Origin of the sequence: Exiguobacterium sp. s193 (genome assembly GCF_018618755.1) — a bacterium.
GTDB lineage: Bacteria > Bacillota > Bacilli > Exiguobacteriales > Exiguobacteriaceae > Exiguobacterium_A.
This window is the reverse complement of record NZ_JACSMR010000012.1, coordinates 71,803-90,545: the sequence shown is the minus strand read 5'-3', so window position 1 is coordinate 90,545 and position 18,743 is coordinate 71,803. Positions and strand designations below refer to the sequence as shown.

Below are 18,743 nucleotides of genomic sequence, written 5' to 3'. Positions count from 1 at the left end.
AATGAGTATGTTTAGCCAGAAATGAGTTAGTTTATGATTTGCAGTCCATCTGTTTAGTTATTCCATTAAATGCTGCTTGTTCCTTTTTTTAACGTTATAAGATCGGCGACAACAGACGCGAGATACTTTCCTTAAAACGGATCATCCGCGGACGGGCAGCGTATTTTTCCCGGGTCAATAAGCTACTATCGGCGACGTCCGATAAAAAGAGCAGTTCCAGTTCTTCGGCGATCGCCGCATCATACAAAATCGCATTCATCTCGAAGTTCAACCGGAAGCTCCGGGCATCGATATTCGTTGTTCCGACGGAGGCGATTTTTCCGTCGACGACAATCGTCTTCGCATGCATGAAGCCAATCTCATACGTGTGAACTTCCGCCCCATGTTGAATCAATTCGCCGACCGCCGCATAGGTCGCCCAGTAGACGAACGGATGGTCCGGCTGGTTCGGAATCATGATTTTAAGAGAAACACCGGAAGCGAGGGCAATCCGGCAGGCATCCATGAAACTGGCATCCGGAATGAAGTAGGGCGACTGAATATAAATCGATTTTTCCGCCGTATGGATCATTTGAATCAGCATATTTTTCAAGTATTCCGTTTCCGACGTTGGACCGGACGTCACGATTTGAGTCGGGACTCGGTCTGTCGAACAAGCTAACAGCGGAATCGGAGCCGTTGACCAATCGGTTCGCTCACGGCTCGCGGCGTCCCAGTCCTGTTCAAAGTGAAATTCGAGTTCTTCGACGACGGGGCCGAGGACCCGCAGATGTGTATCGCGCCAGTAACCGAACTGTTCGTCTTCTCCGAGGTATTCCGATCCGACGTTAAAGCCGCCGATGTAGCCGATTTGCCGGTCAATCGTACAGAGTTTCCGGTGATTCCGGTTGTTGATCCGCAGGTTGAAGATACCGAGCGGCGAAGAGAAGAAGGAGCGGACTTCACCACCGTCTTGTTTGAACGCCGCGAAGTCCTTCGCTTTTAGTTTCCACGAGCCGACGGCGTCATACAGAATCCGGACTTTGACACCGCGTTTTGCCTGTTCAAACAAAGCGTTCAGTAGACGGTCGCCGAGCGGATCACGTTTTAAGATGAAGTATTGGATATTGATTTCGACTTGCGCGCTCTCGATGTCGGCAACTAACGTATCAAATTTCTGGTGTCCATCGAACAGCGTCCGGACATCGGTCGCTTCCGTCAACAGGGCACCTGACGACCGGTTCGCCGCAATCAGTTTACGGTACGGATAAAGTGGAGTTCCGGGTAAAACCGCGTCCTGCGTTTGTTCCGTCAGTAGCTGTTCCCGTGCTTCCCGTTTTTCTTCCGGGACGTGATAAAACGTCTCTTGTTTCAACGACCGGCCAAACAATAAGTAAATCAAAAAGCCGATGACGGGTAAGAAAAAGAGAATCATCAGCCAGGCCCAGGTGGCACTGACGTCGCGCCGTTCGAAAAACAGGATGGCGATTGCCGCAGCGACGTTGGCAATCAATACGATATAGAGCAAAACCGGCAAGATTAGGGTATAGTCCATCAATACGAACACCTCGTTTTCAGAGAGAATGACTTAGGGTGGGAGGGAAGACAATATGTTTTCGGAGTGGATCCGCTTCATCTCGAGTATCTTGTTCATCCCGATTTCGGATGATTTGCTCGTCATCCGTCAAATCAGCAGCTGGTTACGTCAGGGTCAAGGCCTCCTCTTGATTTTCTTATCGGTCTGGTCCGCGTGTTTCGTGTGTTTTAATCTGTTTTACGGCATCCCCCGTATGTTTCGCGAACTTCCCGTTTTTCAAAAGTTATTGACCAATAAGCATCTCGCAAAAGCCGAAGTGATTTTACAGGAAAAAGGGACAGTCGCCATCGCGATGTCGTTTTTCCTGCCCGGTGTCCGGCGTCCGATTCATTATATGGCAGGACTGCTCGCCTATCCGTTTCGCCCCTACGTGCTCGTGACGTTAGCCGGAACCGGCGTCTATGCGCTGCTCTGGACGATTCTCGTTAACCTGCTCGGCGCTTATGGTCTGTTGAACCGCTTTTCGACGTGGTGGGCGACGCATGGCGGTGTCATCTTATTACCCGGACTACTGATCCTGTCCTGCTTGTTAGGTTGGATCTTCCGGGACACGATCCGGAACTGGTTTGTCCGTCCGTAACGCCATTTTCCGGAGTTGCGCGAGTTTAATGATGTTGAGGACCGTCACCTTCGCGACAGCATAAAACGGGACGGCGAGCAACATCCCGAGAATGCCGGCCAGTTGACCGGCGACGAGCAGGACGACCGTAATCGTAATCGGATGGACCTTCAAGGATTTTCCCTGAACGAGCGGGGAAATGACATTGGCATCAAGCTGCTGGACAATCGTGATGCCGATGATGACATACAATCCTTTGATCGGTTCATCCAAGAAGCCGATCAAGACAGCCGGTGCCGCACCGAGGAACGGACCGAGGTACGGAATGATGTTTGTTGCGAAGATGAACAGACCAAGCGGTAAGAAGTACGGAACATCGAGCCACCAGAGGACGAGTGTCGCGAGAGTCCCGACGAACGTACAGACGATCAATTGCGCCCGGACATAAGAGCGAATCGTCCCGTTCATGTCTGTTAAAATCAGCAGGGCTTCCTTGCGGTAACTGATCGGGATGAGCTGGACAAGCGCGTTCGGTAATTTTTTCCCGTCGACCAACATGAAGACGTACAGGAACAGAGCGATAAATAACGTAAAAATCGTCGAAGCGACTAACCGGATTAACCAAAGGATTGAGCCGGCAATCGAGGAAAAGACGTTTCCGAGGATAGCGGTTACACTTTTTATCGTACTTTCTACAGTGGGCAATTGGTTTTCGATTGATGGGATGGATGTGCCATATGTTTTAAAAAGCGATAAGGACCGGGAATAGAGCCGTTCTGCAAAATCGGGTACGGCATTGATGAAGGCAAAAAGCTGTTTTGTGATGAGTGGGAATAAGGTCAAAAGGAACAGGGTGACGAGCGCAAGTAACGATACCAAAACGATGAAAATCGCCAGTTTGCGTGAACGCAGGCGTCGTTCGAGTGTATCGACGAAACCGACGGACAGGTAAAAGAGAATACCGGCGATGATGAACGGGGTAAAAATCGTTGTAAACAAGACGAACAGCGGATAAAACAAAAAATCGACTTGGCGTGCCATGAAGATGATAGACAATGACAGTAAGATGAGTAATCCAATCCGAAAAGACCGGTTCGAAATCAGGGCAGACATGAACTCCCTCCTTCTGATTTAGGCACGATACCTATCCTTTCCCCAATTTTTAAAAAAATAAAAAGCCAAGCGATCCTTCCATGTTCGTTAGTCTTCAATGGAATCGGGTAAAATAAACTATCGTGTATAGTCCTCTTTGAACCCTCTCCGACGAAACAGCCGTCGTTCATTCGAACTGCCATGTCCCTCATTCGCTCCTGAATAGGAGGAAGCAACATGCAACCAATCATCGCCTTTACAATCATCATGCTCATTTGGACGGTCAGTGATTATATCTCGAAAAAAACGAAGGCCTTATTATCCTCTTTATTTGTCGCTTCGATCATCTTTTTGATCGGCTTTAAGACGAACCTGTTCCCGGAAGATCTCTTGCCGACGTCGTCCCTGTTGCCACTCGGGCAAACGGTCGTCGGGATGATCATCGTCCACCTTGGGACACTCATCAGTCTCGAGGAATTCAAACGGCAGTGGAAAACATTTCTGATTGGGGTATCAGCCGTCATCGGGATCAGTGTGTTGCTCTTTACGATCGGACGTCTGTTCCTTGATACGAATTATGTCCTCAGTGCAATTGCTGCCGTCAGTGGTGGGACGATTTCCGTCATCATCGTCCAGGAACAGGCCTTGAATGCGGGATTAATTTCTGTCGCCGTCTTTCCCGTCTTGATTGCCGCCTTACAAGGACTGATTGGTTTTCCGCTGACGTCGGTCATCTTACGGAAGGAAGCGTTACGGATTCGGGATGGTGTCCGGGATGGCAGTATCACCCGAAAAGCGGCCCTCGATCCGTCGGAAACATCCGAGAAACAGACGATTTTACCGGAACCGTTCCAGACGACAGCCGGGACGTTGTTTGTCGTCGGTGTCGTCGTCATCGTCTCGTCGTTCCTCAGCGGCTTGACGAACGGCTGGCTCAATACGTTTGTCATCGCCTTACTGCTCGGGATTGCCTTGCGGGCGACCGGTGTCTTAAAGCCAAACGTCCTAAACGGAATCGATGCCTACGGCTTGATGATGCTTGCGATTCTGTTGATCATCTTCGGACCACTCGCGACTACGTCATTTGCGGATCTCGTCGAACTGTTTGTGCCACTGTTGATTGCCTTTATCCTCGGTGTGCTCGGAATCGTGTTGTTTGCGATGCTTGCCGGGAAATTTCTCGGATATTCCTATTCGATGGCAATCGCAATCGGTTTGACGTCACTATATGGTTTTCCAGGTACCTTGATTCTCAGTCAGGAAGCAGCTAAAAATATCGGGGAGACGGAAGACGAGGTCCAAATCATTGAAGACGAAATCTTACCGAAAATGGTCGTTGCCGGCTTCTCGACCGTCACGATCACATCCGTCTTCATCACCGGTATTTTAGCGTCATTCATCTATTAAAGGAGGAACACATCATGGGACTCGGAGAAGATATTGAACGCTTAAAAAAAGTGGATGGTACATCAAAGGTCTTGTCGATTTATTTAAATACGGCTCCGGAAAAACGGAATCAATGGGAGACGGTCTTACGGAATGAAAAGAAAAAGTTACTTCAAGGTGATGAGAAAGCAGATATCGAGCGATTATTTACGCATGTCGAAAAAGCAATTGCGAATAAACGGACGGATTTACTGCGGAGTATCGTCGCCTTTGTCTCTGTCGATGGTTCGCTTGATGAGCTCCGTTTCTTACAACTCGATGTGACGAATGAAGTCAGTTATCAACCGAAACCGAATTTGAATCAACTTGAAGTACTTGATCAGCAGTTTCCACGGACGGGCATCGTGTTGACGCATCTGGATTCAGCGACGGTGCTTGACGTCCGACTCGGTGAAGTCGAGGCGACGCACGATTATGAACTGGATCTCGATACCGGGGAGTGGCGTCGTTATCAAGGGGGCAGTGGGCGTTCTAGTGCCTCGAGTAATACGCAAAGCGACGAGTATCAAAATCGTGTAGCGGAACAAGCTGATCGTTTTTACCGTAACCTGGCTCAAGAAGTCGAAAAAATGAATCGTTCGCTCGGCTGGGAACAAATCATCCTTCTCGGAGAACGGTCGCAAGCGAACTTCCTCGAGAACGCGCTGACGACGAAACCGAGACAGGTCATTCACAAAAATTTGTCCCACTCATCACAGCAACAGATTCTCAAGCAGGTTTTTTGAGGGTCGACGTCTAAAGTATAGCTTTAGACGTACATAGGGGAGTGAAGAAAGATGTTCATGCACCAGATTACAGAACAATTGAGTTTGAAGTTGATTGAACGCCAGGATGCGGACGCGTTATATGCGCTTGTCGATACCAATCGTGATCATTTACGGGAATGGCTCGGCTGGGTCGATGGAGCGACGGGACCTGAAAGCTACCGCGATGAAGTGATTCCGACATGGCTGAAACAGTATGCGGACGGAGACGGATTTGCCTGTGGCATTTATTACGATGGTGCGCTGATTGGGACAATCGCTTTACACGAAATCAATCAGACGTTACGGCAGACCTCGATTGGTTATTATTTGACGGGAAACGGACGTGGGAAAGGGTTGATGACGCCTGTCGTTGCTTTCATTACCGAGTATTGTTTCACGACGTTAGGCTTGAATCGAGTTGTCATTGAATGTGCCGTCGACAATACACGTAGTCGGAAGATACCAGAACGGCTCGGTTACGAGCAAGAAGGGATTTTGCGGGATGCGGAGCGACTTTATGGTACATATCATGATATCGCCGTCTATGCGATGCTTGCGCAGGATTGGCAATCGGCAAGTCAACCAACGGGCGGCATGGAAGTGGGGTACGACAGATGAAAATCCGATTTGAACCGATGTCAGAAGTGACATATCACACGTATTTACCGACTGCAATTGAAGATTACGCCGCGGAAAAAGTGAAAGCCGGAACGTGGGTGGAAGCTGAAGCAATCGAGCGGTCGACGACGGAATTTCGTCAACTCTTGCCGGATGGGCGCGCGTCAAAAGACAATTACCTTTTTTCGCTTGTCGATGAATCGACGGCTGAACCGGTCGGGATGATGTGGTTTCATGTCGTGGAGAAAAAACAGGGACGGACGGCGTTCATTTATGATTTTTCAGTTGACGCACGTCACCAAGGAAAAGGCTACGGGCGACAGGCAATGGTCGCGCTTGAACAGGTCGCGCGGCGGATGAACATCAAAGTCATCGGGCTTCATGTCTTTGCCCACAACAAACGGGCGATTGCACTCTATGAAACGTCAGGGTACGTGACGACGGATCTTCACATGGAAAAACGGTTGGATTAATGGAACAGGTTTGGTTTAAACACATATGCTAAAAGAAAAAGTACGGGAGCAGATTTGACATCTGCTCCCGTACTTTTTTCTAGACGAAGTCCTGCGCTACAGTTGGTTTCTTATCGGAGGATGTATGTTGCGCTTGCATCGCTTTTTTTAACGCCAGGTCTGTAACGTATTCGCGAACTGGATGTCGGTTTCAAGTTCTCCTTCAATTCGTTTCAGAGCAAAGTCGTTCCCGGCTAACCAGTCGCGAAAATCGAACTCGACCGGTTGTTGGTCACCGCCGAGCGCGAACCAGACCTTCAAGTCTGTCGGGAAGTACGCCGACGTATGAATCGTTCCGGCCCAGTGGGAATAGAGCTCGGAAAAGACACCTTTATCGGTATCGTTGAGTAGACGAAACGCAGACTCCGCGTCTTGAATCAAATGCTGGTGCGACTTCATCTCCATCATCCGTCGTTTCGAGTCATCGAGATGGAACCGGTTTTCGTGTTGCAGTAGATCAAAGTGGTTCGTACAGAGATTCGTCTCCCGGACTTCGATGTCGCGTGCCGTCGCTTCGATGACGAACGAGCGGGCCGACTTGTCGTGGACGACATAGGTGAAAGAACCCCGGTGCGGCAATTCTTTGACGAGCGAAATCGCGTCCTCGACCGATGTGCACGTTTCGAGGATGATTCGACCAATCATAAAACTGACGAAGCCATCCCCGGGGCGTCGCCGATTGATGAAGTTGTAGCCCATCGCAAGACCGTGTTCGTTCATCCCGTCCATCCGACCGGTCACGCGGGACGCGGGACCGATGATGGCAGACCCGCCGTCGGTCGGTTGAAAAACGGAAAACCGTCCGTCATACGTCATCGGATGATAATCATAATTGCGGACTAAAAAATTATCGCCTGTCATGATGGAGCAGCCGCTTTTCGGTCCTTCGACACGGTAATGTCCGAAGTGAAGTAACGTGTCTTCAAGCGATAGTTCGAGTTCATCCTGAAGTCCGAGAATTTCATCCCACATGTGCGGGACGTACCGCATGAACATTTCTTTTGTTTCGTTCGGGTCGACCTGAAAGCGCGGAACGCGAATCTTCCAATTGTCTTCCCGGTTATGGAGCAATTCATTTTGTTTGACGTACCGTCCTTGTTCGCGACCGAACTCGTAATGGGTGCCGCGAAACTGAGTGATTTCATTAGCGACCTGCTGCATGACGACTCATCCTTTCTGCTTCTCTCGTACTGTTGATTATACCGAACGCACAGGCAAAAGTCGTAATCGGCGCATCCATGAGAACACATCACGCGCAAAATCATTTCGACAAAAGGAGTCAAACATTTCCTCATTTTACCGATATAGAAAGGTGAGGGGGAAAAAGAATGAAAAATTTAACAGTACGAAAAAAGATTCAAGTATTGATTGCGACAGCGATCGTTGCGATGGTCTTGATTGCAGGTGCAAGCATCTACTTCTTGAACCAGATGGCAAATGCATCGGAAGCGATGTATGAAGAGAACCTGATCCCGGTCCAGGAGGTCGGACAAATCCGGATTGATACCCGGGCACTCGATTCATTTCTTGCCGAGATGATGTTGACGAAAGATCCGGCGCGGCTCGAGGAGTTGGAAAACCAAATCGACCAACGGCAAGCGCAAATCCGGACATCGGTCGATAAATTCGAACGGACGGCAAACATCGGACCGCGTGAAGCAAAACAGCTGGAAGAATTAAATGATTACGTCATCGCCTACGATAACGGACTCAGTACGATTCAGAGTCTGGCCGTTGAAGGTAATAAGGAAGAAGCGTATCAGACATATTCTGGTGGTCTCGAACAGGTTCGTGACCAAGTCGCCGAATCGGCAGCGAGCTTAATGAAATCAATGACGAATCAGGCGAAGACGATCAATGAGGAGAATCAGGCAGAGAAACAGACAGCCTTTTACTTAATGGGGGTAATTTTCATCGGATCGTTGCTTCTATTCGCGATTCTTGCGATTTACATCATTCGCTTAATCACACGACCAATCCGTTCTCTTCAGGGGTGGATGGAACAGTCGGGTGACGGCGATTTGACGGTGCGTGGGGATTACGTCTCGAAAGATGAACTGGGTCAACTGACAGAATCGTTTAATGCGATGACAGAACAGTTGCATCATGTCATCGTCGAAATGACAGGAACGTCAAATCACGTCGCAAAAGCATCGGACGAACTGAGTGCAAACGCGGAAGCGACAACAAAAGCGACGGAACTCGTCGCCGTGACGATGGAAGAAATCGCGAGCGGGTCGACGCAACAGTTGAATCAAGTTTCACGTGCGTCACGGACAGTCACCGAGTTAACATCAGGCATCCGACAAGTTGCCAGTAACGCCCAACAGATGTCTGACGTGACGGGTGGCGCGATGGAAAAAGTCGAACAGGGCAATCACGTCGTCGGTCAGCTCGGGCGGCAAATGGAACAGATCAATACAGATGTCACAGAACTCGGACAGGTCATCGTCGGACTCGGCGGTCGCTCAAAAGAAATCGGTCAGATTACGGCATCGATAACAGGCATCGCCGCACAGACGAACCTGCTTGCCTTAAATGCAGCAATCGAAGCGGCACGGGCCGGTGAACAGGGACGTGGGTTCGCCGTCGTCGCAGCGGAAGTCAAGACGCTTGCTGAGCAGTCGGCACTTGCGGCGAAACAAATCGAGGGATTGATTCAAGTCATCCAGCGCGAGACGGAACATTCCGTCGTCTCAATGGAGAAAGTATCGGGTGAGATGACGGGTGGCATTCAAGTCGTTGCAGCAGCGAGTGAGTCGTTCAAGGAAATCGAACGTTCAATCGTTGACGTAACCGGTCAAGTCGAAGAAGTATCCGGTGCCGTTCAGGAAATGGCAGCAGGCAGCGAACAGATTGCAGCCGTCATGCGTGACATCCAGAGTGTCACGGAAAGTGCTGCCGCCGGAACGGAAAACATTTCCGCTTCGACGGAAGAACAGATGGCATCGATGCAGGAAATTTCATCGGCCTCGCAGTCGCTTGCGACGATGGCAGAGGATTTAAAAGGGCTATCCAATCGGTTTCAAGTTTGAATCGATTTTGGATCGTGAAATATAAGATCATACAAAAACGACGGATGCGACGCTGTTACAGCGAAAGGCATCCGTCGTTTTTGTATGGGTTACGAAATCTTAGTATTGTCCGTTTGCTTAGGGAACTGGTTGAATTTCGTCAGCATGAAGTGGATGACGCTATAAGCGATGAGCATCCCAAGCACGCCACCGAGTGTATTCAGCAATAAATCATCGACGTTGAAGGTACGGCGGAACAGCAGACCGGCATAACTGAAGACAAATTGCAGCGTCTCAATCACAAAACTCACAAGGAAAAGGAGCAGCAACCCTGTTGTGAACCGTATTTTGAAAAGGACAACAAGATAGACGCCGAGCGGAAGGAACAAAAGGAAGTTATAAGCAGTCAACTTTACTGAATTCCAAAAGAACCAATTGCCTTGCTGTCCTGCAATCATCCAATCGTTAATAAAGTGGAAAGGGCGCAACTGAATTTCGATTGATCCTGCTTGCGGAGGGAAATAAATGAAACCGATCGTCAAGTGGACGACGACAATCGCGTACACGAGAAAGCTGTACATGATACTTCGTTTGCCTAAGTGATTAAATGCCTGTCTTCTGAAATCAAATCCAGTATACATCAATAATCCGAGTAGTCCGAGCAGGGTGAAAACGGGGAATGAGATGGATGGCATATGATGCTCCTTTACATAGATAAATCGTCGCCCTTAAGATTGGACGCGTTTCGCTTTTTTTGTTTCCATATCGTGAATACGATAATGCCAGTCGAGAAGATATAAAACACACCATAGAGTTGCTGCATCAAATAAGGCAAATCAAACAGATGGATGACGCGAAATCCAGCTACAAGTATGAGACATAAGATGAATGCTAGTTTTGTATTCAAACACATCTACCTCCTAGACTATTGAATCTGTGAAATGGGAATTAAAGACCAAAAATAGGATAACACAACAAAACCCATTCGTCTTTCATTATTAGGAATTAACATTGTTTTTGTGGAAAAAGCAGGGATTTTGAGTGAGAGTGCCGTAATATGCGTTTAAGGACAGTAAATGAAAATTGGAGGAATGAACATGACTTTTCCCGTTTTACAGACGGAACGATTACAGCTCGTCGAGGTAACGGACGACCATACGGAAGCCTTATTTGAAATCTTATCGGACGAGGCGGTGACACGTTTTTACGGCATGGACCCGTTGACATCTGCCGAACAAGGAACCATGATCGTCAAGTCGTTTGATGATACGTATAAAACAAGACGCGGCATCCGTTGGGGGATGGTCGTCAAGGAAACCGGAGCGTTCATCGGGACGATCGGCTTTAATCACTTGAGTGAATACAGCAAGAAAACAGAAATTGGTTTCGAATTAAGTAAGTCGCACTGGGGGAAAGGTTATACATCGGAAGCGGTCCGGGTAATTTTGCGGTATGCGTTTGAAGAACTTGATTTATTCCGTGTCGGAGCCGTCACCTTCCCGGATAATGTAGCGTCAATCCGTCTCCTCGAAAAACAAGGATTCGTTCAAGAAGGAAAGTTACGCGGCTATCTTTATCAAGGGGGACAATCGCACGACGGCTATTTGTTTTCGATGATACGTCCGGACTGGTCGGCGCAACGATGAAAACACCACGACGGTATTTCAACGTACTGGGACTTTTCCTGATGGGCGGTGTTTTTTTGACGTTGGTGACGATGCCGGTCGCGATTGATAAAACCGGGCATCTGCACATCGACCGGACGTTGTTTTTAAGTGATGAAAAATTGTTGTTCTTCACCGTATTCTTTTTGATTGCATTCGCGCTTTATTTTTTGGTCGTCAATCTACCGTCGTTCAAATCCTTCAAGCAGAATCCATAATTTTTTAAAAATCATTGAATAACAAGTTGGTTATATAATAGACTGGTTATGTTGGAGCACGTATTTGCTGGGAAAGTGAAGGAGGTGAAGGACCATTGAACACAGACGTCGAAACCGTCAGTGTCTATTTAAAATTGCTGAGTGACGGAATCCGGCTTGATATGTTGAATCGCCTGCAAGAGCGTGAACATTGTGTCTGTGATTTCGTCGATCTGTATGCGATCTCGCAACCGGCAATCAGCCGGCACCTGAAATTGTTACGGCAAGCACACGTCATCTTGGAACGGCGCGACCGGCAGTGGATTCATTTCCGACTCAATCCAAACCATCCACATTATGCGTTGCTCGTGACGATTTTAGCAACGCTCGACCGACCGCCTTTGACGGAAGGAAAGATCTGCTGACCGGACATCTCATGTTGCGGTCGGCAAACAGCTCCTTTATATAACAGAGTTGTTATGTGAAGCTGACGAAATTAAAAATTTTCATAGAAATGAAGTGAATGCATTGACCGGCACACACCTGCTTGCGATCGGGATTTTCCTGATCACGTTATTTTTAATCATCAAACAACCAAAAGGCCTCGGCATCGGCTACTCGGCGATGGGGATGGCACTGATTGCCTTACTGACCGGCGTCGTCAATCTCGACGATGTCTCGACCGTTTGGGGGATCATCTGGAACGCGACGTTTACCTTCATCGCCCTGATCATCATCTCATTGATTTTGGATGAAATCGGCTTCTTCGAATGGGCGGCACTTCATATGGCCAGGATTGCCCGGGGCGGCGGGGTCAAACTGTTTGTCTATCTGACATTGCTCGGGGCACTCGTGTCAGCGTTATTCGCGAATGACGGAGCGGCTTTGATTTTGACGCCGATCGTCCTCGCCATCGTCCGCTACTTAAAATTACCGGACTATGTCGTTTTGGCGTACGTGTTTGCATCCGGCTTCATTGCCGATACGGCAAGTCTGCCGTTTGTCGTCTCAAACCTCGTCAATATCGTCTCGGCCGACTTCTTTGACATCGGCTTTACGGACTATGCGGCACGGATGGTGTTCGTCAACGTCTTTTCCGTCATCGGCAGTCTGCTTGTCTTGTATCTGTACTTCCGGAAAAGTATCCCGAAGACGTATGACGTGACGCAACTTGTCGCGCCGCGCACGGCGATCAAAGATCAGCGAATGTTCAAGCTATCATGGCTCGTCCTCGTGTTGCTTGTCGTCGGTTACTTTACGAGTGATCTCATCGGGATTCCAGTCAGTCTTGTTGCCGGCGTCATCGCCTTATTTTTCTTGTTGATGGCACGCCGTTCACCGGGTGTACCAACAAAAAAAGTCATCGGCGGTGCACCGTGGGCGATCGTCTTCTTCTCGCTCGGAATGTACATCGTCGTTTATGGTCTGCAAAATGCCGGTTTGACGCAAATCCTCGCGGATATCATTGACGGTTTTGCGACGAATCTTGCGTCGGCGACGTTCGGCATGGGCTTCCTCGCTGCCATTTTGTCATCAATCATGAACAACATGCCGACCGTGATGATTGATGCCTTGGCGATTGATCACAGCCAGACGACCGGTGTGATTCGCGAAGCCCTGATTTATGCCAACGTCATCGGCTCCGACCTCGGACCGAAAATCACACCGATCGGGAGTCTTGCGACGTTACTCTGGTTACACGTCTTACGGACGAAGGGTGTTAAAATCGGCTGGGGGCAATACGTTAAAATCGGAGCGGTGTTGACGATTCCGACGCTTGCGATTGCCTTACTCGGTCTTTACATCAGCTTGTTACTTTACTAAGGGGGATTTTCTATGAAATTACTCATAATCGGTTCAGTTGCTGCCGGGACATCAGTCGGCGCGAAAGCCCGCCGGAATGACGAATCATTACAAATTACGATTTATGACCGCGATCAAGACATTTCATACTCGGGATGTGGGATTCCGTATTTCGTCGGCGGTGAGATTGAAGATATCGACACCTTGACACCACGTGACGCAGCGTTCTTTAAAAAACGGTATAACATCGACGTCAAAACCCGACATGAAGTTGAATCAATCAATCATCAGACGAAGACGGCAACCGTCTTGAACCATTTAACAGGCGAACGGTTTGAGGATACGTACGATACGCTTGTCCTCGCGACAGGCGCGTCAACCATCATCCCGCCATTCCCCGGTGTTGACAAACGAAACGTCTTTTCCGTCCGCAACGTCCAAAACGCTGGAGCGATCCGGTCATACATCGAGCAACACGATCCAAAGTCGGTCACGATTGTCGGTGGGGGGTTCATCGGACTTGAGATGGCGGAACAGTTGACGTACCGCGGCATTGCCGTCACGCTCGTCGAACGGTTGCCGCAAGTCATGCCGCCGCTTGATTTCGATATGGCATCACGTGTCGCGGATCATCTCGAAAGTAAAGGCGTCCGACTGTTGTTAAATGAATCCGTCACGGCATTGACAGGCGAAGACAAAGTCGGGCAAGTCGAGCTCGCAAGCGGTAAAACGGTTGCGACGGATTTTGTCATCCTCTCGGTCGGTGTCAAACCGAATACGGAATTGGCGACACAAATCGGTGTCACGCTCGGTCAGACGGGAGCGATTGCCGTCAATCCGCAGATGCAGACGAACCTGAAAGACGTTTATGCCGTCGGTGACGTCGCAGAGAGCTTTTCCGTCATCACGGGTGAAGCCATCTATCGTCCGCTCGGTTCAACAGCCAACAAGATGGGCCGGATTGCTGGGATGGTCATCACAGGGGAAGAGGCGGCACACCGCGGTATTCTCGGAACGGGGATCTTCAAGGCATTCGATTTGACGGTCGCCCAGACCGGCTTGACGGAAAAAGAAGCCCTGGCTGCCGGATTCGATATCGAGATTTTACACAACATTAAACCGGATCGCCCCGAGTACATGGGCGGAAAGGACATGGTCATCAAAGCGATTGCCGACCGAGCGACGGGCCGGATCCTCGGCGCACAAATCGTCGGACCGCAAGGCGTCGATAAACGGATTGATGTCCTCGCGACGGCAATCACCTTCAAGGCGAAGGCGGAAGACTTGTTCCACCTCGATCTTGCGTACGCACCGCCGTTTTCGACGACAAAAGATCCCGTCCTCTATACGGGGATGGCGCTCGATAACGCGATTAAGAAGACGGCCCGTTTAGTGACACCGGAAACGTTAATCGAGCAAACAGTGGCGGAAGAGACGATTCAAATCATCGATACGCGGTCGAAAAAACAGTTCGAGAAGAATCATGTCGACGGAGCGGTTCATATCCCGCTCGGCGAACTGCGGACGCGGGCCGCGGAACTCGATCCGTCCATCCCGACCGTCGTCTATTGTAATAAAGGCGTCACCGGCAATGCAGCGCAAAACGTGCTCAAAAATCTCGGGTTTACGGATGTCTGTAACTTGTCCGGCGGGAATACGAACTATCAGCACCTGAAGCAATGTTTTTCTAAGAAATAAGCCCGGAACCGGATAAATAAGAATCACGCTCCGTCAGACGGAGCGTGGCAGGCTGTAGACAACGTGCTATCAGGAAATCAAGCGTCTTTTTTCGTAGCTTTCCTCGGGTGAGGCGCAAGCCGTTGCTCCTTGGTCCTAACGGACAACGAGCAGGGTCTTGCCTGCCTCTGAAAGTGCGTTAAAAACGCACTTTTTCCCGTAGGAGTCAACGAAATGTGACGCTTTGCAAGTAATACCGTGACAGAAATCTAGTCATGTCAGACGGTTTAGCGCGCAATCCGTCTCGAATCGCTTAGAACCGCGAAAAGCAATCGGTCGCGACCCTGCAGCTTTGCTGTAGAGGCGCGGACGATTGCCGCTTTGAAGACGAGGCGAGACAGGGAAGCGCGAACAGAGTGCCTCTCGTTATAGCCTGTTCACGCTTCACAAGAGTTTGTCTACACCTACCACGCTCCGCTAGTCGGAACGTGGCTCTTTGTCTTGTCTGTTGATTTAATCGTGTAGCGTCACTGTAAAAGGCTGACCTTTTTTAATGACCTGCTGCTGCGCATCAAGGACGTCACTCGTCAAAAACTCCAGTGTTTCAACGGGACGTTCCGTGATGAAACCGAGGTTGCCACTTCGCTGTTCCGACGGCTCGTATGTCCCGGCCAATGCTTCGAGGTACAGGTCATCATCAATTGTTTTTTCTGTCGTCTGATTGATTTTCACATGTGCAACCGGGTTGAACGTGACCGATTGCTTGCTCGTATTCGTAAGCGTGACGCGCGTCTTCACCATGTCGAACGATTCTTCATGGGTGAAGCCGTGAAAGAAATCGATCATCGCGTAACTCGGACGGTTCTGAACAACTTTTACTTCCTCGATCGTCATCTCGATCGGTCCGATTGAGTGAGTCTGTTTGCCGGGCTGGATCTGTTTTAACGTCACTTCACCTTTAGCGTCACGAACGGTTTGATTCCGTTTCGTCAACGCCCGGTCGTCCGGCAATTGTGGGTTCGGCACATAAATGTCCATTTTTTCGAGCGCGACGGAGGTGTGCGTGATAGGTGGTACTGATGCGGCTTGTTGGTCAGCTGAAGAATCGCTGCATCCGGCGAGCACCGTACCGAGTATGAGTGAAGTCAAGAGTCGTTTCATCGTCGACCTCCTTACTTGTTCTTTTTCAAGAGATCAAAAATGATTTTGGCGTGATCGGTGTTGTCGACTTGTCCGGCAAACCGGTCTTTAGCTGGTCCATAGGCGTAGACCGGAACGTCTTCTCCCGTATGTCCGCCCGTCGTCCAACCTGTGTGCGACCGTTGATTGAAGATCTCTTCAATCGCATTATCGACATCGGTCACTTTTTTAGAGGTAGCGGCTTGTTCGACAGAAGTGAACTCTTCTTCCGTCAAAGCTAGCTTCTGCTGATCGATGTACGTCGTCAAGGTCTTGCGGACATCGGCACCGGAAACGATCTTTTCAGCCATGAAGTCGGGCGTTTTCTTTGCTGCTTTAATCGGTTCGGCAAACCAATTATAAATCCCGTCTGCTCCAATCGAATAGCCGCCTGTCGAGTGGTCGGCCGTCGCGACGACGAGCGTATGCTTGTCTTTTTTCGCGAAGGTAATCGCCGCTTTAAATGCCCGTTCGAAATCTTCCATTTCGCTCATCGCACCGACGATGTCATTATCATGACCGGCCCAGTCGATTTGGCTGCCCTCGACCATCAAGAAGAAGCCTTTTTTGTTGGTATCGAGCCGTTTAATCGCCGCATTCGTCATTTTTTCGAGTGACGGCACCGTATTTTCACGGTCGATCCGTTTCGGCAGACCACCGTCGGCAAACAGACCGAGGACTTGTTTGTTGCGGTCAGCATTCAATTCGTCAAGATCCGTTACATAACCGTAACCGTCTTTTTTAAAGGCTTTCGTCAAATCGATATCCGGACGGACGAAGTTGGACTTGCCTCCGCCGAGTAAAACATCAATCTTATGTTTCCCATTGATCCGTTCCTTAAAATAATCATCTGCGATTGCATTCATGTTCTTTCGGTTTTCGTCATGGGCACCGAATGAGGCCGGTGTCGCATGGGTGATTTCTGATGTCGCGACGAGTCCTGTTGACTTACCGCGTTCTTTCGCCGCCTCAAGGACGGTCTTGACTTCAGACTTATCGTTGTCGACGGCAATCGCAGCGTTATACGTCTTGACGCCGGACGACATCGCAGTTGCAGCAGAGGCAGAGTCGGTGATGTTTTGTGACGGATCTTCCGGATAGGTCATTTGCTGACCGACGAGATACCGGTCAAAGGCTGTTTTTTCCGCAACGGTCGTCGTCGGATCATTGTTTAAGTAGCGGTGTGCGGACGTATAGGAGACGCCCATCCCGTCACCGATTAAAAAGATGACATTGCGGATTTCCGGTGTTTTCTTGTACTTACTTTTGGCATCGGCATCCGGTGTCGATACCATTGTGCCGAGCGATAAGGTCGATAGGGCAAGAATGGGAACAAGTCGTTTCAGTTTCATGTCAATTCCTCCAGTTTCATGGTCTGATGAGTATGTACGGCCTACACCATCATCCTACGGGTGGAATATAAATGGGATATGAGGAGACTGTAAAGAATTATGAAGATGGTATGAACAGGCGAGTGGAGCACTGGAGCTCATCAAAATATAAAAAAGCCGGTGAGCACATGCCCACTGGCTTTTGATACAACGGGGTTAATCGAGCAGGATTCCCATCAGAATCGTATCATAATACAAACCGTCCGCGAGCAGTCGGTCATGTTTGAGCCGTCCTTCGATTTGAAAGCCTGCTGTCTGATACAGGCGGACCGCGCCTTGGTTCGTTTCGACGACGGCCAGTTGAATCTTTTGCAGTTCGACCGTCCGTGCCCAGTCAAGTGTCGTCTGTAAGAGAGCCCGTCCGATGCCTTGCCCCCAAAAGTCGCGGACGACCCCGACGCCGAAGTCGGCTTTATGGGCGAACCGGCGTAAGGGGAAACCGACACAGCGGGCGTAACCAACGAGTTGCCGATCGACTTCCGCGACGAGCAGGAAGTGGGGAACACCGGTTTCGTGCTGAATCAATTGCAGAAATCCCTCTTCGTCGAGCACGTCTTCTCCCGGGAAACGGTCGAAGTGGTCCGTTTCCGCATCGAGTCTTGCGCGCAGTAAAGCAAGTTGCCGTGCATCCGTGCGTTCGGCCGGACGAATCGTGTACGTCAACGGTCGTTCATTCGTGTCAATCGGATTCATTTGTCGTCGCCTCCAACGTAATGGAATCAGAACTTATTTGTTTAAGCATGCCACAACCTGCTATTGAATGTAAAATATTTCTATTAATATAAATTGAAATAACTGGGTGCTTGAATGGTAGACTAAAATAGGAAAGAAAGGACGGATTAAGATGATACAGATTCAAAACGGTTCAACGGAGGACCGTGAATACATTCGCCAACAATTGATCAGCTTCAACAAAACGAACGTTCCGCTGTCGGTTCAACATGAGACAGAACAAATTTGTTTTCTATTAAAAGACGGGGATCAGATTAAAGGCGGAGTGACGGGCGAATACGGTTGGAACCACGTTCACGTCTCCTTCTTATGGCTTGACGAGTCCGTCAAAGGCGGCGGATACGGCAGCAAATTATTGAGTATGGTCGAAGCCTATGCCAAAGAACGTGCCTGCAGCAAAGTCATCCTCGACACGTGCAGCTTTCAGGCACCCGGCTTTTACGAAAAAAACGGGTACGTCGAATACGGGCGTTTAGACGATCATCCGGTCGAAGGGATGACGCAGTACTTCTATAAAAAATTACTTTGAATGAGCTG

The 18,743-nt window shown here is 49.5% G+C and carries 20 protein-coding genes; 12 read left to right on the top strand and 8 right to left on the bottom strand.

Annotation, left to right across the window (positions count from 1 at the left end; all coding sequences use genetic code 11):
• Window positions 1-94 precede the first annotated feature (94 nt).
• Window positions 95-1,534, bottom strand: a complete 1,440-nt coding sequence (gene cls, locus KNQ04_RS13395) for a cardiolipin synthase (protein WP_214851351.1) — start codon at window positions 1,532-1,534, stop codon at window positions 95-97.
• A 55-nt stretch (window positions 1,535-1,589) separates the two neighbouring features.
• Between cls and KNQ04_RS13390 the strand changes: the two genes are divergently transcribed.
• Window positions 1,590-2,156 carry a DedA family protein gene (locus KNQ04_RS13390; protein ID WP_214851350.1) on the top strand — a complete coding sequence of 189 codons (567 nt, stop codon included), beginning with the start codon at window positions 1,590-1,592 and terminating at the stop codon, window positions 2,154-2,156.
• Here KNQ04_RS13390 and KNQ04_RS13385 read toward each other — a convergent pair.
• Window positions 2,106-3,248 carry an AI-2E family transporter gene (locus tag KNQ04_RS13385; protein ID WP_214851348.1) on the bottom strand — a complete coding sequence of 381 codons (1,143 nt, stop codon included), beginning with the start codon at window positions 3,246-3,248 and terminating at the stop codon, window positions 2,106-2,108. The genes KNQ04_RS13390 and KNQ04_RS13385 overlap by 51 nt on opposite strands.
• A gap of 216 nt (window positions 3,249-3,464) precedes the next feature.
• Here KNQ04_RS13385 and KNQ04_RS13380 point away from each other — a divergent pair, with 216 nt between their 5' ends.
• The 4 genes from KNQ04_RS13380 to KNQ04_RS13365 are packed head-to-tail and all read left to right on the top strand — an operon-like array spanning window position 3,465 to window position 6,510.
• Window positions 3,465-4,634 (top strand): hypothetical protein, encoded by a 1,170-nt coding sequence (locus KNQ04_RS13380; RefSeq protein ID WP_214851346.1) that lies wholly within the window; start codon window positions 3,465-3,467, stop codon window positions 4,632-4,634.
• A 14-nt stretch (window positions 4,635-4,648) separates the two neighbouring features.
• Window positions 4,649-5,398, top strand: coding sequence for a VLRF1 family aeRF1-type release factor (locus tag KNQ04_RS13375; protein WP_214851344.1), 750 nt, complete (start codon window positions 4,649-4,651; stop codon window positions 5,396-5,398).
• Between the two features lie 51 nt (window positions 5,399-5,449).
• Window positions 5,450-6,037: a GNAT family N-acetyltransferase gene (locus tag KNQ04_RS13370; protein ID WP_214851342.1), complete on the top strand. Its 588-nt coding sequence runs from the start codon at window positions 5,450-5,452 to the stop codon at window positions 6,035-6,037.
• Window positions 6,034-6,510, top strand: coding sequence for a GNAT family N-acetyltransferase (locus tag KNQ04_RS13365; protein WP_214851340.1), 477 nt, complete (start codon window positions 6,034-6,036; stop codon window positions 6,508-6,510). Before KNQ04_RS13370 ends, KNQ04_RS13365 begins: the two co-directional genes overlap by 4 nt.
• Before the next feature lie 147 nt (window positions 6,511-6,657).
• Here KNQ04_RS13365 and KNQ04_RS13360 read toward each other — a convergent pair whose 3' ends face one another.
• The gene (locus KNQ04_RS13360) at window positions 6,658-7,710 is read right to left on the bottom strand and encodes a C45 family autoproteolytic acyltransferase/hydrolase (protein ID WP_214851338.1); all 1,053 of its coding nucleotides are present in this window, start codon (window positions 7,708-7,710) and stop codon (window positions 6,658-6,660) included.
• Between the two features lie 167 nt (window positions 7,711-7,877).
• Between KNQ04_RS13360 and KNQ04_RS13355 the strand changes: the two genes are divergently transcribed.
• Window positions 7,878-9,584 carry a methyl-accepting chemotaxis protein gene (locus tag KNQ04_RS13355; RefSeq protein ID WP_214851336.1) on the top strand — a complete coding sequence of 569 codons (1,707 nt, stop codon included), beginning with the start codon at window positions 7,878-7,880 and terminating at the stop codon, window positions 9,582-9,584.
• Window positions 9,585-9,673: 89 nt separating this feature from the next.
• Here the strand turns inward: KNQ04_RS13355 and KNQ04_RS13350 are convergent, their stop codons facing one another.
• Window positions 9,674-10,258 (bottom strand): VanZ family protein, encoded by a 585-nt coding sequence (locus KNQ04_RS13350; protein ID WP_214851334.1) that lies wholly within the window; start codon window positions 10,256-10,258, stop codon window positions 9,674-9,676.
• A gap of 11 nt (window positions 10,259-10,269) precedes the next feature.
• Window positions 10,270-10,470 (bottom strand): hypothetical protein, encoded by a 201-nt coding sequence (locus KNQ04_RS13345; RefSeq protein WP_214851332.1) that lies wholly within the window; start codon window positions 10,468-10,470, stop codon window positions 10,270-10,272.
• Between the two features lie 190 nt (window positions 10,471-10,660).
• Here KNQ04_RS13345 and KNQ04_RS13340 point away from each other — a divergent pair, with 190 nt between their 5' ends.
• The 5 genes from KNQ04_RS13340 (at window position 10,661) to KNQ04_RS13320 (ending at window position 14,925) form a co-directional block, all read left to right on the top strand.
• Window positions 10,661-11,209 (top strand): GNAT family N-acetyltransferase, encoded by a 549-nt coding sequence (locus KNQ04_RS13340; RefSeq protein ID WP_214851330.1) that lies wholly within the window; start codon window positions 10,661-10,663, stop codon window positions 11,207-11,209.
• Window positions 11,206-11,445 carry a hypothetical protein gene (locus KNQ04_RS13335; RefSeq protein WP_214851328.1) on the top strand — a complete coding sequence of 80 codons (240 nt, stop codon included), beginning with the start codon at window positions 11,206-11,208 and terminating at the stop codon, window positions 11,443-11,445. The genes KNQ04_RS13340 and KNQ04_RS13335 overlap by 4 nt, the downstream gene beginning before the upstream one ends.
• 95 nt (window positions 11,446-11,540) lie before the next feature.
• Complete coding sequence (locus KNQ04_RS13330; RefSeq protein ID WP_214851326.1) at window positions 11,541-11,849, top strand: ArsR/SmtB family transcription factor; 309 nt, start codon at window positions 11,541-11,543, stop codon at window positions 11,847-11,849.
• Between the two features lie 94 nt (window positions 11,850-11,943).
• Window positions 11,944-13,248 (top strand): arsenic transporter, encoded by a 1,305-nt coding sequence (locus KNQ04_RS13325; RefSeq protein ID WP_214851324.1) that lies wholly within the window; start codon window positions 11,944-11,946, stop codon window positions 13,246-13,248.
• A gap of 12 nt (window positions 13,249-13,260) precedes the next feature.
• Window positions 13,261-14,925, top strand: a complete 1,665-nt coding sequence (locus KNQ04_RS13320; protein ID WP_214851322.1) for an FAD-dependent oxidoreductase — start codon at window positions 13,261-13,263, stop codon at window positions 14,923-14,925.
• Window positions 14,926-15,417: 492 nt separating this feature from the next.
• On the opposite strand, the gene KNQ04_RS13315 is transcribed toward KNQ04_RS13320, so the two are convergent.
• The 3 genes from KNQ04_RS13315 to KNQ04_RS13305 form a co-directional block, all read right to left on the bottom strand.
• On the bottom strand, window positions 15,418-16,065 hold the full coding sequence (locus KNQ04_RS13315; protein WP_214851320.1) for a hypothetical protein: 648 nt from the start codon (window positions 16,063-16,065) through the stop codon (window positions 15,418-15,420).
• A gap of 11 nt (window positions 16,066-16,076) precedes the next feature.
• Window positions 16,077-17,435, bottom strand: coding sequence for an alkaline phosphatase (locus KNQ04_RS13310; protein WP_214851318.1), 1,359 nt, complete (start codon window positions 17,433-17,435; stop codon window positions 16,077-16,079).
• A 195-nt stretch (window positions 17,436-17,630) separates the two neighbouring features.
• Window positions 17,631-18,167 (bottom strand): GNAT family N-acetyltransferase, encoded by a 537-nt coding sequence (locus KNQ04_RS13305; protein ID WP_214851317.1) that lies wholly within the window; start codon window positions 18,165-18,167, stop codon window positions 17,631-17,633.
• Window positions 18,168-18,318: 151 nt separating this feature from the next.
• On the opposite strand from KNQ04_RS13305, the gene KNQ04_RS13300 reads away from it, so the two are divergent.
• Window positions 18,319-18,735, top strand: a complete 417-nt coding sequence (locus tag KNQ04_RS13300; protein WP_214851316.1) for a GNAT family N-acetyltransferase — start codon at window positions 18,319-18,321, stop codon at window positions 18,733-18,735.
• Window positions 18,736-18,743: the final 8 nt, after the last annotated feature.

Excerpts from the sequence above, each read along its gene's own strand:
- KNQ04_RS13365 (WP_214851340.1), top strand. The coding sequence starts at position 6,034 with ATGAAAATCCGATTTGAACCGATGTCAGAAGTGACATATCACACGTAT.
- KNQ04_RS13300 (WP_214851316.1), top strand. The coding sequence starts at position 18,319 with ATGATACAGATTCAAAACGGTTCAACGGAGGACCGTGAATACATTCGC.
- KNQ04_RS13360 (WP_214851338.1), bottom strand. The coding sequence starts at position 7,710 with ATGCAGCAGGTCGCTAATGAAATCACTCAGTTTCGCGGCACCCATTAC.
- KNQ04_RS13370 (WP_214851342.1), top strand. The coding sequence starts at position 5,450 with ATGTTCATGCACCAGATTACAGAACAATTGAGTTTGAAGTTGATTGAA.
- KNQ04_RS13355 (WP_214851336.1), top strand. The coding sequence starts at position 7,878 with ATGAAAAATTTAACAGTACGAAAAAAGATTCAAGTATTGATTGCGACA.
- KNQ04_RS13320 (WP_214851322.1), top strand. The coding sequence starts at position 13,261 with ATGAAATTACTCATAATCGGTTCAGTTGCTGCCGGGACATCAGTCGGC.
- KNQ04_RS13310 (WP_214851318.1), bottom strand. The coding sequence starts at position 17,435 with ATGAAACTGAAACGACTTGTTCCCATTCTTGCCCTATCGACCTTATCG.
- KNQ04_RS13350 (WP_214851334.1), bottom strand. The coding sequence starts at position 10,258 with ATGCCATCCATCTCATTCCCCGTTTTCACCCTGCTCGGACTACTCGGA.
- KNQ04_RS13315 (WP_214851320.1), bottom strand. The coding sequence starts at position 16,065 with ATGAAACGACTCTTGACTTCACTCATACTCGGTACGGTGCTCGCCGGA.
- KNQ04_RS13390 (WP_214851350.1), top strand. The coding sequence starts at position 1,590 with ATGTTTTCGGAGTGGATCCGCTTCATCTCGAGTATCTTGTTCATCCCG.
- KNQ04_RS13375 (WP_214851344.1), top strand. The coding sequence starts at position 4,649 with ATGGGACTCGGAGAAGATATTGAACGCTTAAAAAAAGTGGATGGTACA.
- KNQ04_RS13385 (WP_214851348.1), bottom strand. The coding sequence starts at position 3,248 with ATGTCTGCCCTGATTTCGAACCGGTCTTTTCGGATTGGATTACTCATC.
- cls (WP_214851351.1), bottom strand. The coding sequence starts at position 1,534 with ATGGACTATACCCTAATCTTGCCGGTTTTGCTCTATATCGTATTGATT.
- KNQ04_RS13340 (WP_214851330.1), top strand. The coding sequence starts at position 10,661 with ATGACTTTTCCCGTTTTACAGACGGAACGATTACAGCTCGTCGAGGTA.
- KNQ04_RS13380 (WP_214851346.1), top strand. The coding sequence starts at position 3,465 with ATGCAACCAATCATCGCCTTTACAATCATCATGCTCATTTGGACGGTC.
- KNQ04_RS13305 (WP_214851317.1), bottom strand. The coding sequence starts at position 18,167 with ATGAATCCGATTGACACGAATGAACGACCGTTGACGTACACGATTCGT.
- KNQ04_RS13335 (WP_214851328.1), top strand. The coding sequence starts at position 11,206 with ATGAAAACACCACGACGGTATTTCAACGTACTGGGACTTTTCCTGATG.